Origin of the sequence: Sphingomonas sanguinis NBRC 13937, from assembly GCF_001591005.1 — a bacterium.
Taxonomy (GTDB): domain Bacteria; phylum Pseudomonadota; class Alphaproteobacteria; order Sphingomonadales; family Sphingomonadaceae; genus Sphingomonas; species Sphingomonas sanguinis.
This window is the reverse complement of sequence record NZ_BCTY01000031.1, coordinates 1-17,489: the sequence shown is the minus strand read 5'-3', so window position 1 is coordinate 17,489 and position 17,489 is coordinate 1. Positions and strand designations below refer to the sequence as shown.

21 protein-coding genes and 1 tRNA gene are annotated in these 17,489 nt (G+C 65.7%); 10 read left to right on the top strand and 12 right to left on the bottom strand.

Annotation, left to right across the window (positions count from 1 at the left end; translation table 11 throughout):
- The first annotated feature begins 617 nt into the window (after positions 1-617).
- Complete coding sequence (dcd, locus tag SSA01S_RS12795; protein ID WP_058717772.1) at positions 618-1,172, top strand: dCTP deaminase; 555 nt, start codon at positions 618-620, stop codon at positions 1,170-1,172.
- Between the two features lie 258 nt (positions 1,173-1,430).
- On the opposite strand, the gene SSA01S_RS12790 is transcribed toward dcd, so the two are convergent.
- The 5 genes from SSA01S_RS12790 to SSA01S_RS12770 form a co-directional block, all read right to left on the bottom strand.
- Positions 1,431-1,790, bottom strand: a complete 360-nt coding sequence (locus tag SSA01S_RS12790) for a tetratricopeptide repeat protein (RefSeq protein ID WP_061780653.1) — start codon at positions 1,788-1,790, stop codon at positions 1,431-1,433.
- A 350-nt stretch (positions 1,791-2,140) separates the two neighbouring features.
- Positions 2,141-2,566, bottom strand: a complete 426-nt coding sequence (locus SSA01S_RS12785; RefSeq protein WP_058717753.1) for an ExbD/TolR family protein — start codon at positions 2,564-2,566, stop codon at positions 2,141-2,143.
- 34 nt (positions 2,567-2,600) lie between these two features.
- Positions 2,601-3,074 carry an ExbD/TolR family protein gene (locus tag SSA01S_RS12780; RefSeq protein WP_058717752.1) on the bottom strand — a complete coding sequence of 158 codons (474 nt, stop codon included), beginning with the start codon at positions 3,072-3,074 and terminating at the stop codon, positions 2,601-2,603.
- 101 nt (positions 3,075-3,175) lie between these two features.
- Positions 3,176-3,970, bottom strand: a complete 795-nt coding sequence (locus SSA01S_RS12775; protein WP_061780630.1) for a MotA/TolQ/ExbB proton channel family protein — start codon at positions 3,968-3,970, stop codon at positions 3,176-3,178.
- Positions 3,971-4,021: 51 nt separating this feature from the next.
- On the bottom strand, positions 4,022-4,702 hold the full coding sequence (locus tag SSA01S_RS12770; protein ID WP_061780629.1) for an energy transducer TonB: 681 nt from the start codon (positions 4,700-4,702) through the stop codon (positions 4,022-4,024).
- 215 nt (positions 4,703-4,917) lie between these two features.
- Between SSA01S_RS12770 and SSA01S_RS12765 the strand changes: the two genes are divergently transcribed.
- Positions 4,918-5,811, top strand: a complete 894-nt coding sequence (locus SSA01S_RS12765) for a hypothetical protein (protein WP_174521627.1) — start codon at positions 4,918-4,920, stop codon at positions 5,809-5,811.
- Here SSA01S_RS12765 and SSA01S_RS12760 read toward each other — a convergent pair.
- Together SSA01S_RS12760 and SSA01S_RS12755 are read right to left on the bottom strand one after the other, a co-directional pair.
- Positions 5,787-6,074, bottom strand: a complete 288-nt coding sequence (locus tag SSA01S_RS12760) for a Rossmann fold domain-containing protein (RefSeq protein ID WP_061780628.1) — start codon at positions 6,072-6,074, stop codon at positions 5,787-5,789. The two genes, SSA01S_RS12765 and SSA01S_RS12760, sit on opposite strands and share 25 nt — an antisense overlap.
- A 5-nt stretch (positions 6,075-6,079) precedes the next feature.
- Positions 6,080-6,448 carry a dihydroneopterin aldolase gene (locus tag SSA01S_RS12755; protein ID WP_058717425.1) on the bottom strand — a complete coding sequence of 123 codons (369 nt, stop codon included), beginning with the start codon at positions 6,446-6,448 and terminating at the stop codon, positions 6,080-6,082.
- A 120-nt stretch (positions 6,449-6,568) separates the two neighbouring features.
- Here SSA01S_RS12755 and SSA01S_RS12750 point away from each other — a divergent pair, with 120 nt between their 5' ends.
- The 4 genes from SSA01S_RS12750 to SSA01S_RS12735 are packed head-to-tail and all read left to right on the top strand — an operon-like array spanning position 6,569 to position 9,445.
- On the top strand, positions 6,569-7,087 hold the full coding sequence (locus SSA01S_RS12750; RefSeq protein WP_240954713.1) for a GNAT family N-acetyltransferase: 519 nt from the start codon (positions 6,569-6,571) through the stop codon (positions 7,085-7,087).
- A 47-nt stretch (positions 7,088-7,134) separates the two neighbouring features.
- Complete coding sequence (locus tag SSA01S_RS12745) at positions 7,135-7,707, top strand: DUF1285 domain-containing protein (RefSeq protein ID WP_061780651.1); 573 nt, start codon at positions 7,135-7,137, stop codon at positions 7,705-7,707.
- A complete protein-coding gene (locus SSA01S_RS12740; RefSeq protein WP_061780626.1) occupies positions 7,704-8,297 on the top strand; it encodes a CoA pyrophosphatase in 594 nt (197 codons plus the stop codon). The genes SSA01S_RS12745 and SSA01S_RS12740 overlap by 4 nt, the downstream gene beginning before the upstream one ends.
- A complete protein-coding gene (locus SSA01S_RS12735; RefSeq protein WP_061780625.1) occupies positions 8,285-9,445 on the top strand; it encodes a CCA tRNA nucleotidyltransferase in 1,161 nt (386 codons plus the stop codon). The genes SSA01S_RS12740 and SSA01S_RS12735 overlap by 13 nt, the downstream gene beginning before the upstream one ends.
- On the opposite strand, the gene SSA01S_RS12730 is transcribed toward SSA01S_RS12735, so the two are convergent.
- The 4 genes from SSA01S_RS12730 to SSA01S_RS12720 form a co-directional block, all read right to left on the bottom strand.
- Positions 9,436-10,848, bottom strand: coding sequence for a putative bifunctional diguanylate cyclase/phosphodiesterase (locus SSA01S_RS12730; protein WP_156477777.1), 1,413 nt, complete (start codon positions 10,846-10,848; stop codon positions 9,436-9,438). The two genes, SSA01S_RS12735 and SSA01S_RS12730, sit on opposite strands and share 10 nt — an antisense overlap.
- A 45-nt stretch (positions 10,849-10,893) precedes the next feature.
- Positions 10,894-11,028 (bottom strand): hypothetical protein, encoded by a 135-nt coding sequence (locus SSA01S_RS20185; RefSeq protein WP_272867559.1) that lies wholly within the window; start codon positions 11,026-11,028, stop codon positions 10,894-10,896.
- A 209-nt stretch (positions 11,029-11,237) separates the two neighbouring features.
- Positions 11,238-13,490: a DNA topoisomerase IV subunit A gene (gene parC, locus SSA01S_RS12725; protein WP_061780624.1), complete on the bottom strand. Its 2,253-nt coding sequence runs from the start codon at positions 13,488-13,490 to the stop codon at positions 11,238-11,240.
- 170 nt (positions 13,491-13,660) lie between these two features.
- Complete coding sequence (locus tag SSA01S_RS12720) at positions 13,661-14,050, bottom strand: hypothetical protein (protein ID WP_061780623.1); 390 nt, start codon at positions 14,048-14,050, stop codon at positions 13,661-13,663.
- A 278-nt stretch (positions 14,051-14,328) separates the two neighbouring features.
- Between SSA01S_RS12720 and purC the strand changes: the two genes are divergently transcribed.
- The 3 genes from purC to purQ are packed head-to-tail and all read left to right on the top strand — an operon-like array spanning position 14,329 to position 16,006.
- Positions 14,329-15,108 (top strand): phosphoribosylaminoimidazolesuccinocarboxamide synthase, encoded by a 780-nt coding sequence (gene purC, locus SSA01S_RS12715; RefSeq protein ID WP_007405170.1) that lies wholly within the window; start codon positions 14,329-14,331, stop codon positions 15,106-15,108.
- The gene (gene purS / locus SSA01S_RS12710; protein WP_042486357.1) at positions 15,108-15,338 is read left to right on the top strand and encodes a phosphoribosylformylglycinamidine synthase subunit PurS; all 231 of its coding nucleotides are present in this window, start codon (positions 15,108-15,110) and stop codon (positions 15,336-15,338) included. The genes purC and purS overlap by 1 nt, the downstream gene beginning before the upstream one ends.
- Positions 15,338-16,006, top strand: a complete 669-nt coding sequence (purQ, locus tag SSA01S_RS12705) for a phosphoribosylformylglycinamidine synthase subunit PurQ (RefSeq protein ID WP_056430531.1) — start codon at positions 15,338-15,340, stop codon at positions 16,004-16,006. Before purS ends, purQ begins: the two co-directional genes overlap by 1 nt.
- Positions 16,007-16,309: 303 nt before the next feature.
- Here the strand turns inward: purQ and SSA01S_RS12700 are convergent, their stop codons facing one another.
- Positions 16,310-17,044, bottom strand: a complete 735-nt coding sequence (locus SSA01S_RS12700; protein WP_061780650.1) for a queuosine precursor transporter — start codon at positions 17,042-17,044, stop codon at positions 16,310-16,312.
- 81 nt (positions 17,045-17,125) lie between these two features.
- Between SSA01S_RS12700 and SSA01S_RS12695 the strand changes: the two genes are divergently transcribed.
- Positions 17,126-17,202 (top strand) — tRNA-Arg (locus SSA01S_RS12695).
- Positions 17,203-17,489: the final 287 nt, after the last annotated feature.

Here is a 17,489-nt window from a genome sequence, read left to right as displayed (position 1 = left end):
AGAGCCCATTTTCAGCGAGAACTGGCCATTGCCAATGGCCGTCCACGCGCTCTCTGCGTCCTCCGCGCCTCTGCGCGAACCAATCTTCGTGAGTTTTGGCGCCGTCGTGGTGGCAAATGACCTGCCGCTCACGCCGTGACGCCAACTGATTTTTTCACGCGAAGGCGCGGAGAAGAGGAACTAAAGTCTCCCGCCCGTTGGCGATGACCGGTCATCGCTTACGATCGGATACCCCGCCTCCGCGTCTCTGCGCCTCCGCGCGAACATCATTCTTCTTCGCGGCATCGCGACTTCGCGTGAACCCACCACCTTAGGCCGCCAGCTCTTCTCTTGGCGCGTATCGCGGCAATATGCGTTTGGACGAACCGCGACACCTCTCCGCTGAAGTGACCGCGAGGAATGGTGCCAGCCGCGCATCACACCCCGCCCCCCTTAGAATCCGGGGCAATCAGCAACGCCGCCCCGATCCGGAAATCCAGAGCGCCCGATAGGCATGCTAGGCATGGACAGCATCGTACCGCTTGACGTGACGTCCACCACAGGCCGCTTTTCCGAGGTTGGCGCTTGCCCTCCCCCCGCGATCCGGCGATGAGCGGCCAAACCTGAAGGAAATGAAGATGTCGATCCTGTCCGACCGCTGGATTCGCGAAGCCGCACAGAACCAGGCGATGATCGAACCATTCGTCGAGAACCAGCGCCGCGACGGCTGCATCAGCTATGGCCTGTCCTCCTATGGCTATGACGCGCGGGTCGCGGACGAGTTCAAAATCTTCACCAATGTCGACAGCGCGGTCGTCGACCCCAAGGACTTTGCGTCGAACAGCTTCGTCGACCGCAAGACCGATGTCTGCATCATCCCACCCAACAGCTTCGCGCTGGCGCGCACAGTCGAGTACTTCCGCGTACCGCGCGACGTGCTGGTCATCTGCCTGGGCAAGTCGACCTATGCGCGGTGCGGCATCATCGTGAACGTCACGCCGCTGGAGCCGGGCTGGGAGGGACATGTGACGCTGGAGTTCTCCAACACCACGCCGCTGCCCGCGAAAATCTACGCCAATGAAGGCGCATGCCAGTTCCTGTTCCTGAAGGGCAACGAGCCCTGCGAGACCAGCTATGCCGACCGGGCGGGCAAATATATGGGCCAGCGCGGTGTGACCCTGCCTCGTCTGTAAGGCTTTGGCATCGCGCGGGGCGGGCCTGACACCAGCAAAACGCTCGTACCCGCGAAGTTCTCCATGGAAAGCATGAGGGTGGCTTGCCCTCTGGGCCGGGCCAGGCACAAGATGATTGCCTTGGCTGCCTGATGGCTGGCATCGACCCGTGACGCGATCAAAACCGTAGGCAGAGGCGTAAAGGCCGGACGCGGCACCGTCGCGCCCTGTCTGTAGGGCAAGTCCAGACGTGTCGCCGCCTGGACCTGCCTTTGGGACTTACCGCGCGGCGATCGCCTGCGGCAGATGGCGCAACCCGGTGCGGGCCACGGTGTGCGACGACAGGATCGCGCCCGAGGGCATATCCATCGCGATCGGCTTTTCCTGCAGCACGGCGTCATACAGCGCGCGCGCATCGGCGGCGCGACCGGTCTTGGCATAGACGGCGGCGAGGTTGAGCATCAATTCAGGGCTCTTCGGACTGACGCGGCGTTCTTCCATCAAGGTTCGCTCTGCACCCAGGAAATTCCCTGCGGCAATTTCCTGAAACCCCGTGCGCTGCGGCCACGAGTCCTGGGCCATGGCCGGGGCCGCCATGCCCGCCGCTGCCACAAGCAAAACCGAAACGACTCCACGCATATCCATTCTCCTATGTTTCATTTTTGTGACTTTAGAGTGTCACTTTTGTGAAACATGCGCAAGCAACGAAACATGCGCAAGCAACGAAAGATGCGTGGCTAGAAGGTAGCGCCATGCCGGATTCTCGCATTCGGCAAAGGGCCTTGAGAGGAGCCGCTCGAGAGGACAACCGAGTGCCTCCCCTTCCGCCCCATTGCGCCAAAAGGGTCGTCCAGGCTCTGCTACCGGTAAAATCGGATGGCCGTCAGGATGGAGCGGAGTGGCGAGATCTCCGGTTCAATTCCGCAAACGAAAAAAGGCGGCCTCCGGAGAGACCGCCTGATATTCGTCATCGACCTGATCGCGGAGGATCAGAAGTCGTTGCGATACTGCTCGTTGCCGATGAAGCCGAGCTTCTTGACCGCCGAACGCTTGATCACGGCCAGGGTCTCGTCGACCTTGGCGTACTTTGCGTCGGGCGCCGGCTGGAAGTGCAGTTCGGGCTCCGGGTTCATCGAAGCGGTCTGGTCCAGATACTGGCGCAGCGTCACTTCGTCGACCGGGGCACCGTTCCAGGTCACGATGCCAGCAGCGTCGATACCCACCTTGTTCTTCTCGCTGTTCACAATCGGCTGATTGTTGGGCGAGTTGACGGGGAGGTCGACCTTCACCGCGTGAGTCTGGATCGGGATGGTGATGATGAACATGATGAGGAGCACGAGCATGACGTCGATCAACGGCGTCGTGTTCATGTCCATCATCGGCTCGCCATCATCAGATCCGGCGCTCATTGCCATGGCGTGCTAACTCCTATTGTGTCCGCCCGGCCGATCAGGCGCGGGGGTTGCCGCCGGGGGGCGGCTCGGAGATGAAGCCGACGCGGGAAAAACCCGCCGACTGCATCGTATAGATGGTGCCGCCGATGCAACGGTAGGGCGCATTCACGTCGCCGCGAATATGCGCCTCGGGCAGCTGATCCGGCGTGATGTTCGGGCCAAGCCGTTCGACTTCGGCCTTCAGCTTCGCCACCGCGCGGTCGCGCAGCTCGGTCGAGGTCACGGGGCTCAGACCCCAATAGACCTTGCACTGGCCATTCTCGCTGGTGACCGAGAGCGACACGTTTTCCGGCTTGGTCGTCGTCGGGTCGAAGCGGACGTTCGGCAGCTTCAACTTGACGGTCTGAATCACGACCGGAACCGCGATCAGGAAGATGATGAGGAGAACCAGCATGACGTCCACGAGGGGCGTCGTGTTGATCTCCGACATCGGTTTCTCGGCGGAGTCCCCGCCAACGCTCATCGCCATGAGAGAGCTATCCTATCCATGCATTCTATCGCCGATCCGAACTGGACCGGCGGGGGGTGGCGAAGCGACGATCCGAAAACCGCCGCTCCGCCCCCTTAAGCTCAGGCGCGGGTCTGAACGCCACCGGCCTGACCGGCCGTGGTGGTGCCAGCCGGAGCCTTGACGGCGGCCGGCTTGGCGGCACCGGCAATGGCCGGACGAACCGCACCGTTCGAGGCCAGGAAGCCCAGCACGTCGTTCGAGAAGGACGACAGGTCTTCGGCGATGCCCTTGTTGCGACGCTGCAGCCAGTTGTAGGCGAGCACGGCCGGAACCGCGACGACCAGACCCAGAGCGGTCATGATGAGCGCTTCACCGACCGGACCGGCGACGGCGTCGATCGAAGCCTGGCCCGACGAGCCGATCTTGATGAGCGCGCGGTAGATGCCGATAACGGTACCGAACAGACCGATGAACGGCGCGGTCGCACCGACGGTCGCCAGGAAGGCGAGACCGCCGCCCAGCTTCGAGTTGATCGCGGCTTCCGAACGCGCCAGCGAGCCGTGCAGCCAGTCATGCGCTTCGACCGGATCGGTCAGCTTCGAGTGCTGGTCCTGCGCGGCCAGACCGTCGTCGACGATCTGCTTATAGGCCGAGTTCTTCTCGAGCTTGGCCGAACCTTCGCGCAGCGAGTTCGACGACCAGAAGCTCTGACGGACGCGCTTCGCCTGGTTGATGATCTTCTGCTGCTCGAACAGCTTCGAGAACAGGATGTAGAAGGAGACGATCGACATCAAGCAGAGGATGGTGAACACCGACTGCGAGATGAGGCCGCCTTCCTTCAGGGCCTGGCCCAGGCCGTACGGATTTTCGGCACCGGCCGCTGCGCCGCCCGCGGCGAGGATGGTGGTGAGCATGGTTGGTTAGGTCCTCTGACTAAAGCGTTGGGTTGTTTCGGCTTTTAGCCGTTATTCCTGTGGCAGCTGCCAACGGATGTTAAGCGTATAGGTCGACGAGATCGGGCTTCCGCTCTGGTCGAGTGCCGGGCTGAAGCGAACGCGCGCCTTCGAAATGCGGCACGTCGCATCGTCCAGGGCCCGGTTGCCGCTGCTCGACAGGATCGAGCAATCGGTCACGCGACCATCGGTGCCGATCGACAGCTTGGCCGACACGCGACCTTCCGCGCCTTCGCGCTGGGCCGAGGGCGGATAGGCGTCGGGACCGAAGAACTGACCCGGGTTACCCTTCAGACCGGCGGCCTTCGAGATCACCGGGGCCGGCGGCGCAGGCGGAGCCGGCGGTGCAGGCGGGGCTGGCGGCGCGGTCGGCTGGCTCAGCGGGATGACGTTCGTCGTGGCCATCGTCGGTGCCTGGCTGGGCAACGGAACGACGGGCGGCGGCGTCACCACCGTGGTCGGCGGCGGCGGCAGGTTGGGCTGGTCCGGCGGCGGCGGGGGCGGCGGCTCTTCCGGCGGGGGTGGGGGCGGCGGCTCTTGCACGTCGAACGTGTTGAGCTTCTCGGTCGCCTTCTTCACGTACTGGTAAGCCAGCCCCGTGACGAAGGCATAGCCCAGGGCAGCATGGATGAGCACGACGATAACGATCGCGACCACCTTGCCCCCGGACATCTTCTGGTCAGTATAGGCCATTCAGCAACGAAACTCCTCAGTCTGCCAGTTTCGCCTCGCCGTAGCGTGGGGACGTGGGAAACTCCTGCCATGCTCTTACGGCATGCGGCAGAGCCTTGGACCCTATCGTGACGGCTGGCGCGGTGCAATCAGTTTGTCGGACGTAATAAACGTACAACCGTCCCGTGACGAAATTATTTCTGTACCGTTAATAGCCAAAGGAGTAGCGCGAAACGATGAATCCGCTGCCCCACGCCATTCGCGCTTGCGTTTTGACGCTGGCGATTCCCGCCCTTGCCGCCCCCGTTTTCGCCCAGGTCGCCACCGCGCCGTCGATACCGCCGGGTGATTCGATGGTAGCGCCAACAGGACCGGGCTATGCCGATCTGGCCGATCTGGTGCTGTCGGCCCCCGTCATCGCCGATGTGACCGTCCGGTCAGCAACGACGATCAAGGGGGCGGAGGCGGCCGGGGTCGCGCCCGGCCATCAGCGTTTTTATGTCGAGGCGGATGTCGGCGCACTGATCCGCGGTGCGGGCGGCCTGCCCTCGCGCGTCGGCTATCTGTTCGATGCAGCGACCGATGCGCGGGGGCACGCGCCCAAGCTGCGTAAGATGCGCGTCCTGATCTATGCGCGGCGGGTGCCGAACGCCGCCGACCAGTTACAGCTGGTCGCGCCCGACGCCCAGCTGCCCTGGACGCCCGACACGGAACAGCGCAGCCGTACCATCACCCGCGACGCCCTGTCGGCGGACGCGCCGCCGGTCATCACCGGCGTCGGCAACGCCTTTTACGTGCCGGGCACGCTCCCCGGCGAGGGCGAGACCCAGATTTTCCTGACCACCGCGAACAATCGCCCGGTCTCGCTATCGGTCCTGCGCCGTCCGGGCGAAGAGCGTCGCTATGCCGTGGCGCTGAGCGAGATCGTCGACGAATCGGCCGCGCCCCCGGCGCGCGATACGCTGCTCTGGTATCGGCTGGCCTGCGCGCTGCCGGAATCGCTGCCCGATCGCAGCACCGCGTCACTGTCGCCCGAGGATGCGCAGGCGGCGCGCGATGATTATCGCTTCGTCCTGCGGAAGCTGGGCCCCTGCGGGCGCGAGCGTCAGGTGCCGACGCCCAGCAACTGACCGGTGACGGCATGGGCGGCGGCGAGATAGGCGACCGCCGCCGCGACCGCCGCCTCTCCCGCCCCGTCGCCGACCAGCACCGCGTTGATCCGTGCCGATGGAGCCGCAGCGACCGCCAGCGGCGCGACCGCCGCCTCGACCATCGCCTGGGCGATCGAATCGCGGCCCGGCTGGATCACCAGCACCAGATCGACGCCGGGATGCGCGGCGACCATGCGGACGATATCGGCGTCGGGCGCCAGATCGAGTCGCCGCGCGGTCATGCCGCTTAGCGCCGGTGCCGGACCAGGGTGATTCCGATCGCCTCGCCGTCTTCGGCGATGGCCAGCTTCACAATCTTCACCTGCACCCGCGTCACCCGCTTGTCCTGCAGGAAGAGCGTGTCGCAGATATGGTCGGCAACCCCCTCGATCAGCGTGAAATGCACGCCCTCGGGCAAGTGGGTCGCAGCGTGTTTCAGGTCGAGATAGTTCTTCGACTCGGTCAGCGGACTGTCGGGCGTGTAGCGCGCCGGACAGTCGAGATCGACCGTCAGCGAGATGCGCAGCGGCTGCGGCAGATGGGTTTCCTCGGAATAGATGCCGGTCAGCACCTGGACTTCGAGGTCGTGGACTTCGAGTTGGAGACGGTCTTCCATGCCAGCGCCTCTAGCAGAGCGGGCGGGCAAGGGAAGGGTCCGGGCCCACGCAAGGCTTGCATCGCCGCCCCGTCGCGCTAAGGGCGCGCGTCCCCCCTCCCGTCACCGGACCCCTGGCCCTTGACCGTGAAGACCGCCCTCGCCCCGCTCGACGCGGTCGCCCCCGATGCGGTCGAGGCGCTGCTCGACCGTGCCTTCCCACCGGGACGGCAGGCGCGCACCGCCTATAAGGTGCGCGGGAGCGTCCAGCCGATCGCCGCCTTGTGCTTCGCCGCGATGGAGGGCGATACGCTGATCGGGTCGATCCAGTGCTGGCCGGTCGCGCTGACCGACGACCGGGGCACCGCGCATCCCATGGTGATGGTGGGGCCGGTCGCCGTCGAACCCGATCATCAGCAGGGCGGCATCGGCCGTGAGCTGCTCGGCCACATGCTGGAGGTCGCCGCCGCGCAAGGACTGGATCGCGCGATGATGCTGATCGGCGACCCGGAATATTATGGCCGCTTCTTCGGCTTCACCGCCGAGCGCACCGCCGACTGGCGCCTGCCCGGCCCGGTCGAGCGGCACCGCCTGCTGGCGCGCGGGCCCGACGTGCCTGCGCTGGCGGGGATGCTCGGCCCCGATCCGGCGGCGGGTTGAGCGCCGGGCTTTACCTGGGGCCTTTGCATCCCTACCTCGACCGCATCATGCCGATGGCACCGCCCCCCGACCTGTCCGCGCTCAGCCTGGCCGAAATCGTTCAGGCGATGGAGGCGCAGAAGCTGCCCCCCGTGGCGCAGTGGAACCCGACCCATTGCGGCGACAGCGAGATGCGGATCGCCCGCGACGGCACCTGGTTTCACCAGGGCAGCCCGATCACTCGCCCGGCGATGGTCCGGCTGTTCTCCACCATCCTGCGCCGCGAGCCCGATGGCCGCCACGTTCTGGTCACGCCGGTCGAGAAGCTCGACATCGCGGTCGAGGACGCGCCCTTCGTCGCCACCACGCTGAAGGCCGAGGGCGAGGGTCGCGACGCGCGACTGGTGTTCCAGCTCAACACCGGCGATCTGGTCGCCGCCGGGCCCGACCATCCTTTACGCTTCGTCGAAGGCGAGGACGGGCCCCGTCCCTATCTTCATGTGCGGGACGGGCTGGAGGCGCTGATCGCGCGGCCGGTCTATTATGAGCTGGCCGAGTTGGCGCTCGCCGATGACGAGGCGCAACCCGGCCTGTGGAGCCAGGGCGCGTTCTTTCCCCTGACCCCGGTAGCGCCCGCATGACGCTGGCCGAAAGGCTGGCTCAGGCGATGGCGCGTATTCCGGCTCAGGATTTGCTGACCGGCGATGGCGTCGAGCTGCAGGACGAAAGCGCGCCGCCCACCGCCGCCGCGGTACTGGTCCCGGTGACCGACCGGGCCGAGCCGGGCGTCGTCCTGACCCAGCGGACCGAGAGCCTGCGCAACCATGCGGGCCAGATCGCCTTTCCCGGCGGTCGCGCCGATCCGGGCGATGTCGATCTGGTCGCGACCGCGCTGCGCGAGGCGGAGGAGGAGATCGGCCTGTCGCCGCGCGCGGTGACCGTGGTCGGGTTGGCCGACCGCTATCGCACCGTCACGGGGTTCGAGGTGACGCCGGTGCTGGGGGTCATCCCGGCCGACCTGATCCTGACACCCGCCGAGGCGGAAGTGGCCGCGCTGTTCGAGGTGCCGCTATCCTTCCTGCTCGATCCTGCCCATCACCACCGGGTCAGCGCGCCGTGGCGCGGCCGTACCCGCCATTTCTACGAGATATTATGGAACGACCGGCGCATCTGGGGCGCGACCGCCGCGATGATCGTCAACCTGTCGCGGCGGCTGCAATGGACGGCATGAGCCCGGACACAGCCCCTTGGGCCGACCGCCCGGAGTTGGTCGTGCTGGCCGAGCGGCTCGAGGCGCGCTTCGTCGGGGGGGCGGTACGCGACAGCCTGCTGGGCATTCCGGTCGCCGATATCGACCTGGCGACGCCGCTCTCTCCCGAAACCGTCATCGACCGCGTGCGCGATTGCGGGTTCAAGCCGGTGCCGACCGGCATCGCGCACGGCACGATCACCGCCGTCCTGCCCGACGGGCCGGTCGAGGTGACGACGCTGCGCCGCGACGTGTCGACCGATGGCCGCCATGCCGTCGTCGCTTTCACCGACGACTGGCGCGAGGATGCAAGTCGGCGCGACTTCACGATGAACGCGCTCTATGCCGACCCGGCGACGGGGCGGATCTTCGACTATTTCGGCGGGCAGGACGACTTGAAGGCCGGGCGCGTTCGCTTCATCGGCGATCCGTTGCAGCGCATTGCCGAGGATCATCTGCGCATCCTGCGCTTCTTCCGCTTTCATGCGCGGTTCGGCGATACCGTCGACGAGGCCGGACTCGCCGCCTGTGCCGCGCGGTCCAACGACCTGATGGCCTTGTCGCGCGAGCGGATCGCCGCCGAACTGCTCAAGCTGCTGGTCGCGGCGCGCGCAGTGCCGGTCGTCACGCTGATGGTCGAGCATGGCATCTTCCGCGCCGTCATTCCCGAGATCGATGCCGAAGGCGTTGCCCGGCTGACCGTGCTGGCCGAGCGCGAGGCGGCGGCCGGGATCGCCCCCGATGCGATCCGGCGACTCGCCGCGCTGCTGCCGCCCCAAGCCGCCGAGCCGGTGGGCGCCCGGCTGAAGCTGTCCAACACGGATCGCAAGCGGCTGATCGCCGCCACCGCAGGACCGGGTGACGAGGGGCCCCGCGCGCTCGCCTATCGCACGGGGATGGTCGGCGCGGTCGACCGGTTGTTGTTGGCGGGCGAGTCGATCGAGCCGCTTCGCGACTGGACGCCCCCTGCCCTGCCGCTGACCGGCGGTGCCTTGGTCGAGCGTGGGATCAGCAAGGGCCCCGAGGTGGCGCGGCTGCTCCGACAGGTCGAGACGCAGTGGATCGCGGAGGGCTTTCCCGATGCGGCGCGGGTTGGCCAGCTGGCCGATGCGGCGGTGACTCAGGCCTGACGCGCGATCAGCGCCCAGGCGGCATCGGGTTCGAGCGGACGCGAATAATAATAGCCCTGGCCATAGCTGCAGCCTAGCGCGGCCAGCGTTTGGCCCAGCTCGACCGCCTCGATCCCTTCGGCGGTGGTTTTCATGCCCAGCGCCTGGGCCAGGCCCAGGATCGCGCGGACGATCGCGATCTTGTCGCGGTCGGCCAACATGCCCGACACGAAGCTGCGGTCGATCTTGAGCACGTCGATCGGCAGCTTCTGAAGATAGGCCAGGCTGGAATAGCCGGTGCCGAAATCGTCCATCGCGATCGTGGTGCCCAGCGCCTTCAACGCCTCCAGGATCGCGGTCACCCGGTCGGGGTCGCCGACGATCGCGCTTTCGGTCAGCTCCAGCGTCAGCCGCTCGCCCGCAATGCCCGTATCGGCCAGCGCGTCCCGGATCATCGTCGGAATGTCGTCGCGCTGCAGCTGGATGGCCGAGACATTGACCGACATGCGGACGCCGCAGTCGCCACCCGCCGCGCGGTCCCACGCCGCCAGCTGCCCTAGCGCCTTGGTCACCGCCCAACGGCCGAGCGGCATGATCAGCCCCGATTCCTCGGCGACCGGGATGAAATCGGCGGGCGAGTGATGCCGGCCATCGGCATCACACCACCGCGCCAGCGCCTCGAACGACACCGTCTTGCCGGAGGAGAGGTCGCAGATCGGCTGATAGGCCAGATGCAGTTCGTCCTGCTCGATGGCGCGGCGCAGCGCGGTTTCCATCGCGAACTGGGCGCGGGCGATGGTGAAGGCCTGGGGGTGATAGATTTGCGTGCGGCCCGCCGCCTTGGCGTGTTTCACCGCGAACTGGGCGTGCCGGATCAGTTCTTCTGCATCGTCGTCGGGCCCCTCGTTGAAGGCGATGCCCACCGATCCTTCGACATTCACTTCATAATCGGTCAACCGGAACGGCGCCCGAAGCGCGCGATCGATGCGGTCGGCCAGGACATGCGCCTCGTCCTCGCTGCCGTCGATCATCATCAGGATGCCGAACTCGTTGCCGCCGATCCGCCCGATCGAGTCGCGCGACCGCAGCGCCCCCTTCAGGCGGCGCGCGACCGTGATGAGCAACTCGTCGCCGACCAGCGAGCCCATGCAGGCGTTCAACCGGCCGAACCGGTTGATGTCGATCACCAGCACCGCATGGCGCTGACCAGTAGCCATCACCGCCTCGATCAGGTCGCCAAAGCCTTGCCGATTGGGCAGGCCGGTCAGGCTGTCGGTCGTCATCTCCCGACGCAGGCTGCGTTCGGTGTGGTGCTGCGCGGTCTGGTCGACCAGCATCAGGACGCAGGCGTCGGGCTGGTCTTCGGCCGAGCGGGTCAGCGTGGCCTGGAAATAGCGGGCGTCGATCACATCGCCCAGTTGCATCGGAAATTCGATCGACTGGCGGTCCGACGCCAGGAACGTCTCGACTCAGTCGATCAACTCGGCCAGCAGCATCGCCTGGGTCAGGCCATCGTGCAGGCAGGCGCGTCGGAAAGCGTCATTGGCGGCCACGATGTCGATCTTGCCCCCGGCCGCCGAAATCTCGGCAGCGGGAATGGCCATGATACCGATGGCGCACGACGTCATCGACCCGACGTGCCGTGTCGTGGAGCGTTTCGCCGGATACGCAATCGAAGCCATCTTTGGATGGCCTAGCGGGCGAACGTTAAAACCGCCTAAATTCCGATCCAAAGTCGCCCAGGGAGTCCGATCGCAAATGGTTCCGATCGGCCGCGCGATGCCCCGCCCCGTTCCGCAACGGGGCCGACCGATCAATCGAAGCGGTTGTCGCGCGGGAAGCCGGTGGGCGGCATCCGTCCCGCCGCGCCGCGTGCGGTGCGCCAGGCCGACAGATCGGTCTCCGTCCGCACCCGTCCGGTATCGCCGCCCATCGGCCAGCTGAGCCCGTCCTTGAACGCGAACGTCGTCGCGTCCGACAGGCCGCCATCGCGATAACGCTGCAGTTGGACGCCCGTCCCGCGCGACAGCTCGACGAACTCGGTCAGCGGGAAGACCAGCAGCTTGCGATTGTCCCCGATCGCCGCGACATAGTCGTGTTCGGCACCGACCGGCCGCACGACCTTCAGCGTCGCGCCCGCGCGCGGCGTCAGCACCGTCTTGCCTTTGCGAGTCTCGGCGATGGTATCGGCGGCGGGCACGATGAAGCCACGCCCGTCCGAAGCGGCGACCAGCAGCTTGGGGCTTCGCGAGGCGGGCAGGAAACCGACGATACCGATCGATCCGTCCAGGTCGATCATCGCCCGCACCGGCTCGCCAAAGCCGCGCCCGCCGGGCAGCTTGTCCGCCGCCAGCGTGAAGAACCGCCCGTTCGCCGCCGCCAGCAGCAGCTTGTCGGTCGTCTGGGCATGGAAGGCAAAGGCGGGGCCGTCGCCCTCCTTGAACTTCGCGGTGTCGGCCGAAGCGAGGTCGACATGCCCCTTCATCGCGCGAATCCAGCCGCGCTGCGACAGGATGACGGTGATCGGCTCGCGCTCGATCATCGCCTCCAGCGGGATGTCGCGGGTCGGGGCGGCTTCCTCGATCGCGGTGCGACGCGCGCCCAACGCGGTTTCGGGACCATAACGGTCGCGAATCTTCGCCAGATCCTTCTTCATCCGCGTCCGCTGGCGCTGTTCGGAGCCCAGTAGCAGGGTCAACTGCTCGCGTTCCTTGTCGAGCTTGTCGCGCTCGCCGCGAATCTCGAACTCCTCCAGCCGCCGGAGCGAGCGGAGGCGCATGTTCAGGATCGCCTCGGCCTGACGATCGGTCAGGCGGAACTCCTCGATCATGACCGCCTTGGGCTCGTCCTCGGTGCGGATGATCTCGATCACCCGGTCGAGGTTGAGATAGGCGACCAGATAGCCGTCGAGCAGCTCGATCCGGTCGGCGATCTTGCTCAGCCGGTGCTCGGAGCGGCGGCGCAGCACGACAAACTGATGCTCGACCCAAGCGGCCAGCGCCTCGCGCAAGGACATGACGCGCGGGGTACGGTCCTTGTCGAGGACATTGAGGTTCAGGCTGACCCGCGTCTCCAGGTCGGAGAAGCGGAACAGGCCGTCCATCAGCACCTGCGGATCGACGGTGCGCGCGCGCGGTTCGAGGACGATGCGAACCTGCGCATCCGATTCGTCACGCACATCGGCCAGGATCGGCAGCTTCTTATCGTTGATGAGCGTGGCGATCTGTTCGATCAGCTTGCCCTTGGCGACGCCGTAGGGGATTTCGCTGATGACGATCTGCCAGCCGCCGCCCTTTTCGCGCTCGATCTCGAAGCGGGCGCGGACGCGAAAGCCGCCCCGCCCCGTCGTATAGCTTTCGCGCAGGATGGCGGGCGCATCGACGACGATACCGCCGGTCGGGAAGTCGGGCCCTTTGACCAGGGCCAGGATCGCATCGTCGTCCGCATCCGGCTGATCGACCAGCAGGATCGCGGCCTCCAGCAGCTCGGCCGCATTGTGCGGCGGGATGCTGGTCGCCATGCCGACCGCGATGCCGCTCGCGCCGTTCGCCAGCAGGTTCGGGAACAGGCCGGGGAAGAGCTCCGGCTCCTGTTCTTCGCCATTATAGGTCGGGCGATAGGCGACGGCGTCTTCGTCGAGGCCATCCATCAGGTCGATGGCGACCTGGGTCAGCCGCGCCTCGGTATAACGATAGGCGGCGGCGTTATCGCCGTCGATATTGCCGAAATTGCCCTGCCCGTCGACCAGCGGATAACGCAGCGCAAAATCCTGGGCGAGCCGGACCATCGCGTCATAGACCGACTGGTCGCCATGCGGGTGGTATTTACCGATGACGTCGCCGACGACGCGCGCGCATTTCTTATAGCCCGAGGCCGGGTCGAGCTTCAGCAGCCGCATCGCCCAGAGAAGACGCCGGTGGACGGGCTTCAGTCCGTCGCGCACATCGGGCAGCGAGCGCGCGGTGATCGTGGACAGCGCATAGACCAGATACCGCTCCGACAGCGCACTGTCGAAGGGGGCATCCAATATGCCGACGGGAGGATTGTCGCGGAGATCGATCGCCATGGAAGCCGAGCTTCTAGCAAGCCCGCGCCCGAGGGGCAATCGCACAGATCAAATGGGGAACAAGGGCCTCATGCGGGCAGATGCAGCCAGTCGACCGGTCGCTCCGCCCACGACAAAGCGGGCGCGATGGGAGAGTCGCGCCCGCTTCGTTCTCGGCGATACCGGTCGGCTCAGGCCTGACCCGCCTGCGCCTGGGTCACGTCCTGCTGGAAGTGATCGCCTGCGGCGACGGTGCAGTTCTGGAAGGCGACCGGGGTGAAGGTTTCAACCCCGGCGACATCCTCGTCGGTCTTCACCTTGCCATGCGGTCCGCGGACCGGCTGGAACGCCACGACTTCGGGGCGGAAGGTCGCCAGCACGTCCGCGGTGTCGCGGCAGGCGACCGTGCGTTCCTTGGCGCCGTTCTTGACCACCGCGATGGCCTCCATGCCATTGGCCAGCGGAACATGGGCCTGTTCCCAGATTTGCGGCTGCTGCGCTACATGAAGCGGCCGCGCCATTGCAGTTCCCGCCGTCACCATCAGAGCCCCACCAACAATACCGATCATCAGCTTGTTCATGACTACCTCCTTTGCAAGCATAGACAGAACCCATGACTTGGATGATCGGTTTCCTATACTTTGAACCTTACCTTTTTTTAATCTTCAATCTAGTTAGCCTTCATCATGGACTGCAGATGACGACGACGTAATCCTGGTGTGTGCGATGTCGCATGTTGCGCGGACGAAGCCCCCTCCTCCATTGCGCCGCCGCACGGCATCCATTATAGGCCGCGCCATCCCGCCTCGGGCCTCAGCATGGGGGCGCCGGGGCTGTACTCATTTCAGGGGACCGCCGCATGGCTCGCCGCCGCCAAATCTACGAAGGCAAGGCCAAGATCCTGTACGAGGGCCCCGAGCCCGGCACGCTGATCCAGTATTTCAAGGACGACGCCACCGCGTTCAATGCCCAGAAGAAGGGCACGATCAACGGCAAGGGCGTGCTGAACAATCGTATCTCCGAGCATGTCTTCACCATGCTCGACCATATCGGCGTTCCGACCCACTTCATCCGCCGCCTGAACATGCGCGAGCAGCTGATCCGCCAGGTCGAGATCGTGCCGATCGAGGTCGTGGTGCGCAACGTCGCGGCGGGCTCGCTGTCCAAGCGCCTGGGCATCGAAGAGGGCGTGAAGCTGCCCCGCACGATCATCGAATATTATTACAAGGACGATGCGCTGGGCGACCCGATGGTCACCGACGAGCATATCGCCTGCTTCGGCTGGGCCAGCCAGGAAGAGATGCACGACATCGCCGACCTGGCGATCCGCGTGAACGACTTCCTGTCGGGCATGTTCGCCGCGATCGGCATCCGCCTGGTCGACTTCAAGCTGGAATTCGGCCGCATCTGGGACAACGACTTCGGTCGCATCATTTTGGCCGACGAGATCAGCCCCGATGGCTGCCGCCTGTGGGACATGACCACCAACGAGAAGCTGGACAAGGATCGCTTCCGCCGCGACCTCGGCGGCGAGGTCGAGGCCTATCAGGAAGTCGCGCGCCGTCTGGGCCTGCTGCCCGAGGGGGGCGACACCGCCGTCCTCGATCTGGAAGAACACCGCAAGAGCCGGGGCAAGTAATGAAGCTGAAGATTTTCGTCACCCTGAAGCCCGGCGTGCTCGACCCGCAGGGCAAGGCGATCCACCATGCGCTGGAGAGCCTGGGCTTTGCGGGCGTCAATGACGTGCGCGCGGGCAAGCTGATCGAGCTGGAAGTTGCCGATGCGACGACCGACGCGCAGATCGACGAGATGTGCCGCCAGCTGCTCGCCAACACCGTCATCGAGAATTACCGGGTGGAGCGCGCCTGATGAAGACCGCAGTCATCGTCTTTCCGGGCTCGAACTGCGACCGCGACCTCGCCGTCGCGCTGGAGGCGGTGACGGGTGTCAAGCCGGCCATGGTCTGGCACGGCGACAGCGAACTGCCTGAGGGGCTGGGGCTGATCGGCGTGCCGGGCGGCTTCTCCTATGGCGACTATCTCCGCTGCGGCGCGATCGCGGCCCGTTCGCCGATCATGCGCGCGGTGGTGGAATCGGCGAACAAGGGCACGCCGGTGTTCGGCGTGTGCAACGGCTTCCAGGTGCTGGCCGAAACCGGGCTGCTGCCGGGCGCGCTGATGCGCAACCGCTCGCTCAACTTCGTGTGCCGCGACGTGAACCTGGAGGTGGCGAACACCGACAGCGCGTTCACCCGCCTGTACGAACAGGGCGAGACGATCCGCATCCCGGTCGCGCATCATGACGGCAACTACTTCGCCGATGCCGACACGCTCGACCGCTTGGAAGGCGAAGGCCGCGTGGCCTTCCGCTACGCCGAGGACGTCAACGGCTCGGCCCGCAACATCGCGGGCGTGCTGAACGAGAAGCGCAACGTGCTGGGCATGATGCCCCACCCCGAGCGCCGCATCGAAGCCGCCCACGGTGGCGACCATGGCCGCCGCTTGTTCGAGGGCCTGCTGGAGATGGTGGGGGCGTAATCCTTCCCGTTTAGCCTGAGCGAAGTCGAAGACCACGGGATGACATTTGAAAGGGGAAGCGAGGCAACTCGCTTCCCCTTTTTCATTTGGAATCACGCGACGGCGCGAAGAAGGGATTGGTTCGCGCAGAGGCGCGGAGAACGCGGAGGGGGTTCGCGTTTGGCAACGCCTTCCCGCCTCACTATGGCTGCTCAGGAAATATTGCAGCTGACGCTGCGTACGACCTCTCTGCGCCCTCCGCGCCTCCGCGCGAACCAATCCCTTCTTCGCGCCATCGCGGCTTCGCGTGAACCAAAACCCAACTCAAACCCGCGCCCGGAACGGCGAAAAGTCCGTGCCTTCGTCGAACACATCCACCCCCTCGGCGCGCTTCAGCCAGCCGACGATCAGATAGGTCACCGGGGTCAGCAACACCTCCCAGCCCACCTTCAGCGCCCATTGCGTGAACAGCACCACGACGACCAGATGCGGCGTCCAGCCCACCGCGCCCCAGAAGGCCAGCGGATAGAAGATCAGGCTGTCCACCCCCTGCCCTACCAGCGTCGAGCCGATGGTCCGTGACCAGAGGTGCCGCCCGCCGGTCCATAGCTTCATCCGCGCCATCACATAGGCATTGGCGAACTCGCCCGCCCAAAAGGCGCAAACGCTGGCCAGCACGATGCGCGGCACCTGGCCGAAGATGACCTCATAGGCGGCCTGGTTGGTCCAGCTCGGCGCGGGCGGCAGTGCCACGACGACATAGCTCATGAACGCCATGAACAGCACCGCCGCCGTCCCCGCCCAGATCACCCGGCGCGCGCGGGCATAGCCATAGACCTCGGTCAGTACGTCACCGATGACATAGCTCAGCGGAAAGAACAGGATGCCCGCCCCAAACGGCCACTGCCCGACCAGCGGCAGATTGATGACCGCCACCTTGCCCGCGCCGATGACGTTGGACAGCAACAGAATGGTCACGAACGCCGCCATGACGAAGTCGAACCAGCGAAACGCGCCGCGTTCCATGTCGCGGTCCGCCACCACTCGTTCCACGCCCATACCGATCCCTTCCACCGTGAGCGGCGACATTTATCGCCATTCCCAACCCACGCAAACCACGCTAGGGACACCGCCATCCGCGCGTCCGTAGCTCAGTTGGATAGAGCAAGGAGCTTCTACCTCCTCGGTCGGGGGTTCGAATCCCTCCGGGCGCGCCAATTTTCAAAATCCTGATCCTCGGAAATTTCAGGATTGCCGCCAGGACAATGGGGGTCACGAAAATGGCTGGGACTTTAACGTCAAGCCCACCATCAGTAGCCTATTGTTTTACAGAAAAACAAAGTTGCGGCGCCGTAGTTCGGACCATTGCCACGAACGGACGCACAACACGCGAGCCCGGCAGACGCCGTCTCATCGTGGCGGTTATGGCCGAGAGTGGTCCATGACTACCAATCCCCCGCCCCGCCCCCCAAAGCGAGTTGAGATTTCACAATCCGTCCCTAGT

Coding starts and splice junctions, on each gene's coding strand:
- dcd (WP_058717772.1), top strand. CDS start 618: ATGTCGATCCTGTCCGACCGCTGGATTCGCGAAGCCGCACAGAACCAG.
- SSA01S_RS12790 (WP_061780653.1), bottom strand. CDS start 1,790: ATGCGTGGAGTCGTTTCGGTTTTGCTTGTGGCAGCGGCGGGCATGGCG.
- SSA01S_RS12785 (WP_058717753.1), bottom strand. CDS start 2,566: ATGGCAATGAGCGCCGGATCTGATGATGGCGAGCCGATGATGGACATG.
- SSA01S_RS12780 (WP_058717752.1), bottom strand. CDS start 3,074: ATGGCGATGAGCGTTGGCGGGGACTCCGCCGAGAAACCGATGTCGGAG.
- SSA01S_RS12775 (WP_061780630.1), bottom strand. CDS start 3,970: ATGCTCACCACCATCCTCGCCGCGGGCGGCGCAGCGGCCGGTGCCGAA.
- SSA01S_RS12770 (WP_061780629.1), bottom strand. CDS start 4,702: ATGGCCTATACTGACCAGAAGATGTCCGGGGGCAAGGTGGTCGCGATC.
- SSA01S_RS12765 (WP_174521627.1), top strand. CDS start 4,918: ATGAATCCGCTGCCCCACGCCATTCGCGCTTGCGTTTTGACGCTGGCG.
- SSA01S_RS12760 (WP_061780628.1), bottom strand. CDS start 6,074: ATGACCGCGCGGCGACTCGATCTGGCGCCCGACGCCGATATCGTCCGC.
- SSA01S_RS12755 (WP_058717425.1), bottom strand. CDS start 6,448: ATGGAAGACCGTCTCCAACTCGAAGTCCACGACCTCGAAGTCCAGGTG.
- SSA01S_RS12745 (WP_061780651.1), top strand. CDS start 7,135: ATGCCGATGGCACCGCCCCCCGACCTGTCCGCGCTCAGCCTGGCCGAA.
- SSA01S_RS12740 (WP_061780626.1), top strand. CDS start 7,704: ATGACGCTGGCCGAAAGGCTGGCTCAGGCGATGGCGCGTATTCCGGCT.
- SSA01S_RS12735 (WP_061780625.1), top strand. CDS start 8,285: ATGGACGGCATGAGCCCGGACACAGCCCCTTGGGCCGACCGCCCGGAG.
- SSA01S_RS12730 (WP_156477777.1), bottom strand. CDS start 10,848: ATGCAACTGGGCGATGTGATCGACGCCCGCTATTTCCAGGCCACGCTG.
- SSA01S_RS20185 (WP_272867559.1), bottom strand. CDS start 11,028: ATGGCCATTCCCGCTGCCGAGATTTCGGCGGCCGGGGGCAAGATCGAC.
- parC (WP_061780624.1), bottom strand. CDS start 13,490: ATGGCGATCGATCTCCGCGACAATCCTCCCGTCGGCATATTGGATGCC.
- SSA01S_RS12720 (WP_061780623.1), bottom strand. CDS start 14,050: ATGAACAAGCTGATGATCGGTATTGTTGGTGGGGCTCTGATGGTGACG.
- purC (WP_007405170.1), top strand. CDS start 14,329: ATGGCTCGCCGCCGCCAAATCTACGAAGGCAAGGCCAAGATCCTGTAC.
- purS (WP_042486357.1), top strand. CDS start 15,108: ATGAAGCTGAAGATTTTCGTCACCCTGAAGCCCGGCGTGCTCGACCCG.
- purQ (WP_056430531.1), top strand. CDS start 15,338: ATGAAGACCGCAGTCATCGTCTTTCCGGGCTCGAACTGCGACCGCGAC.
- SSA01S_RS12700 (WP_061780650.1), bottom strand. CDS start 17,044: ATGGGCGTGGAACGAGTGGTGGCGGACCGCGACATGGAACGCGGCGCG.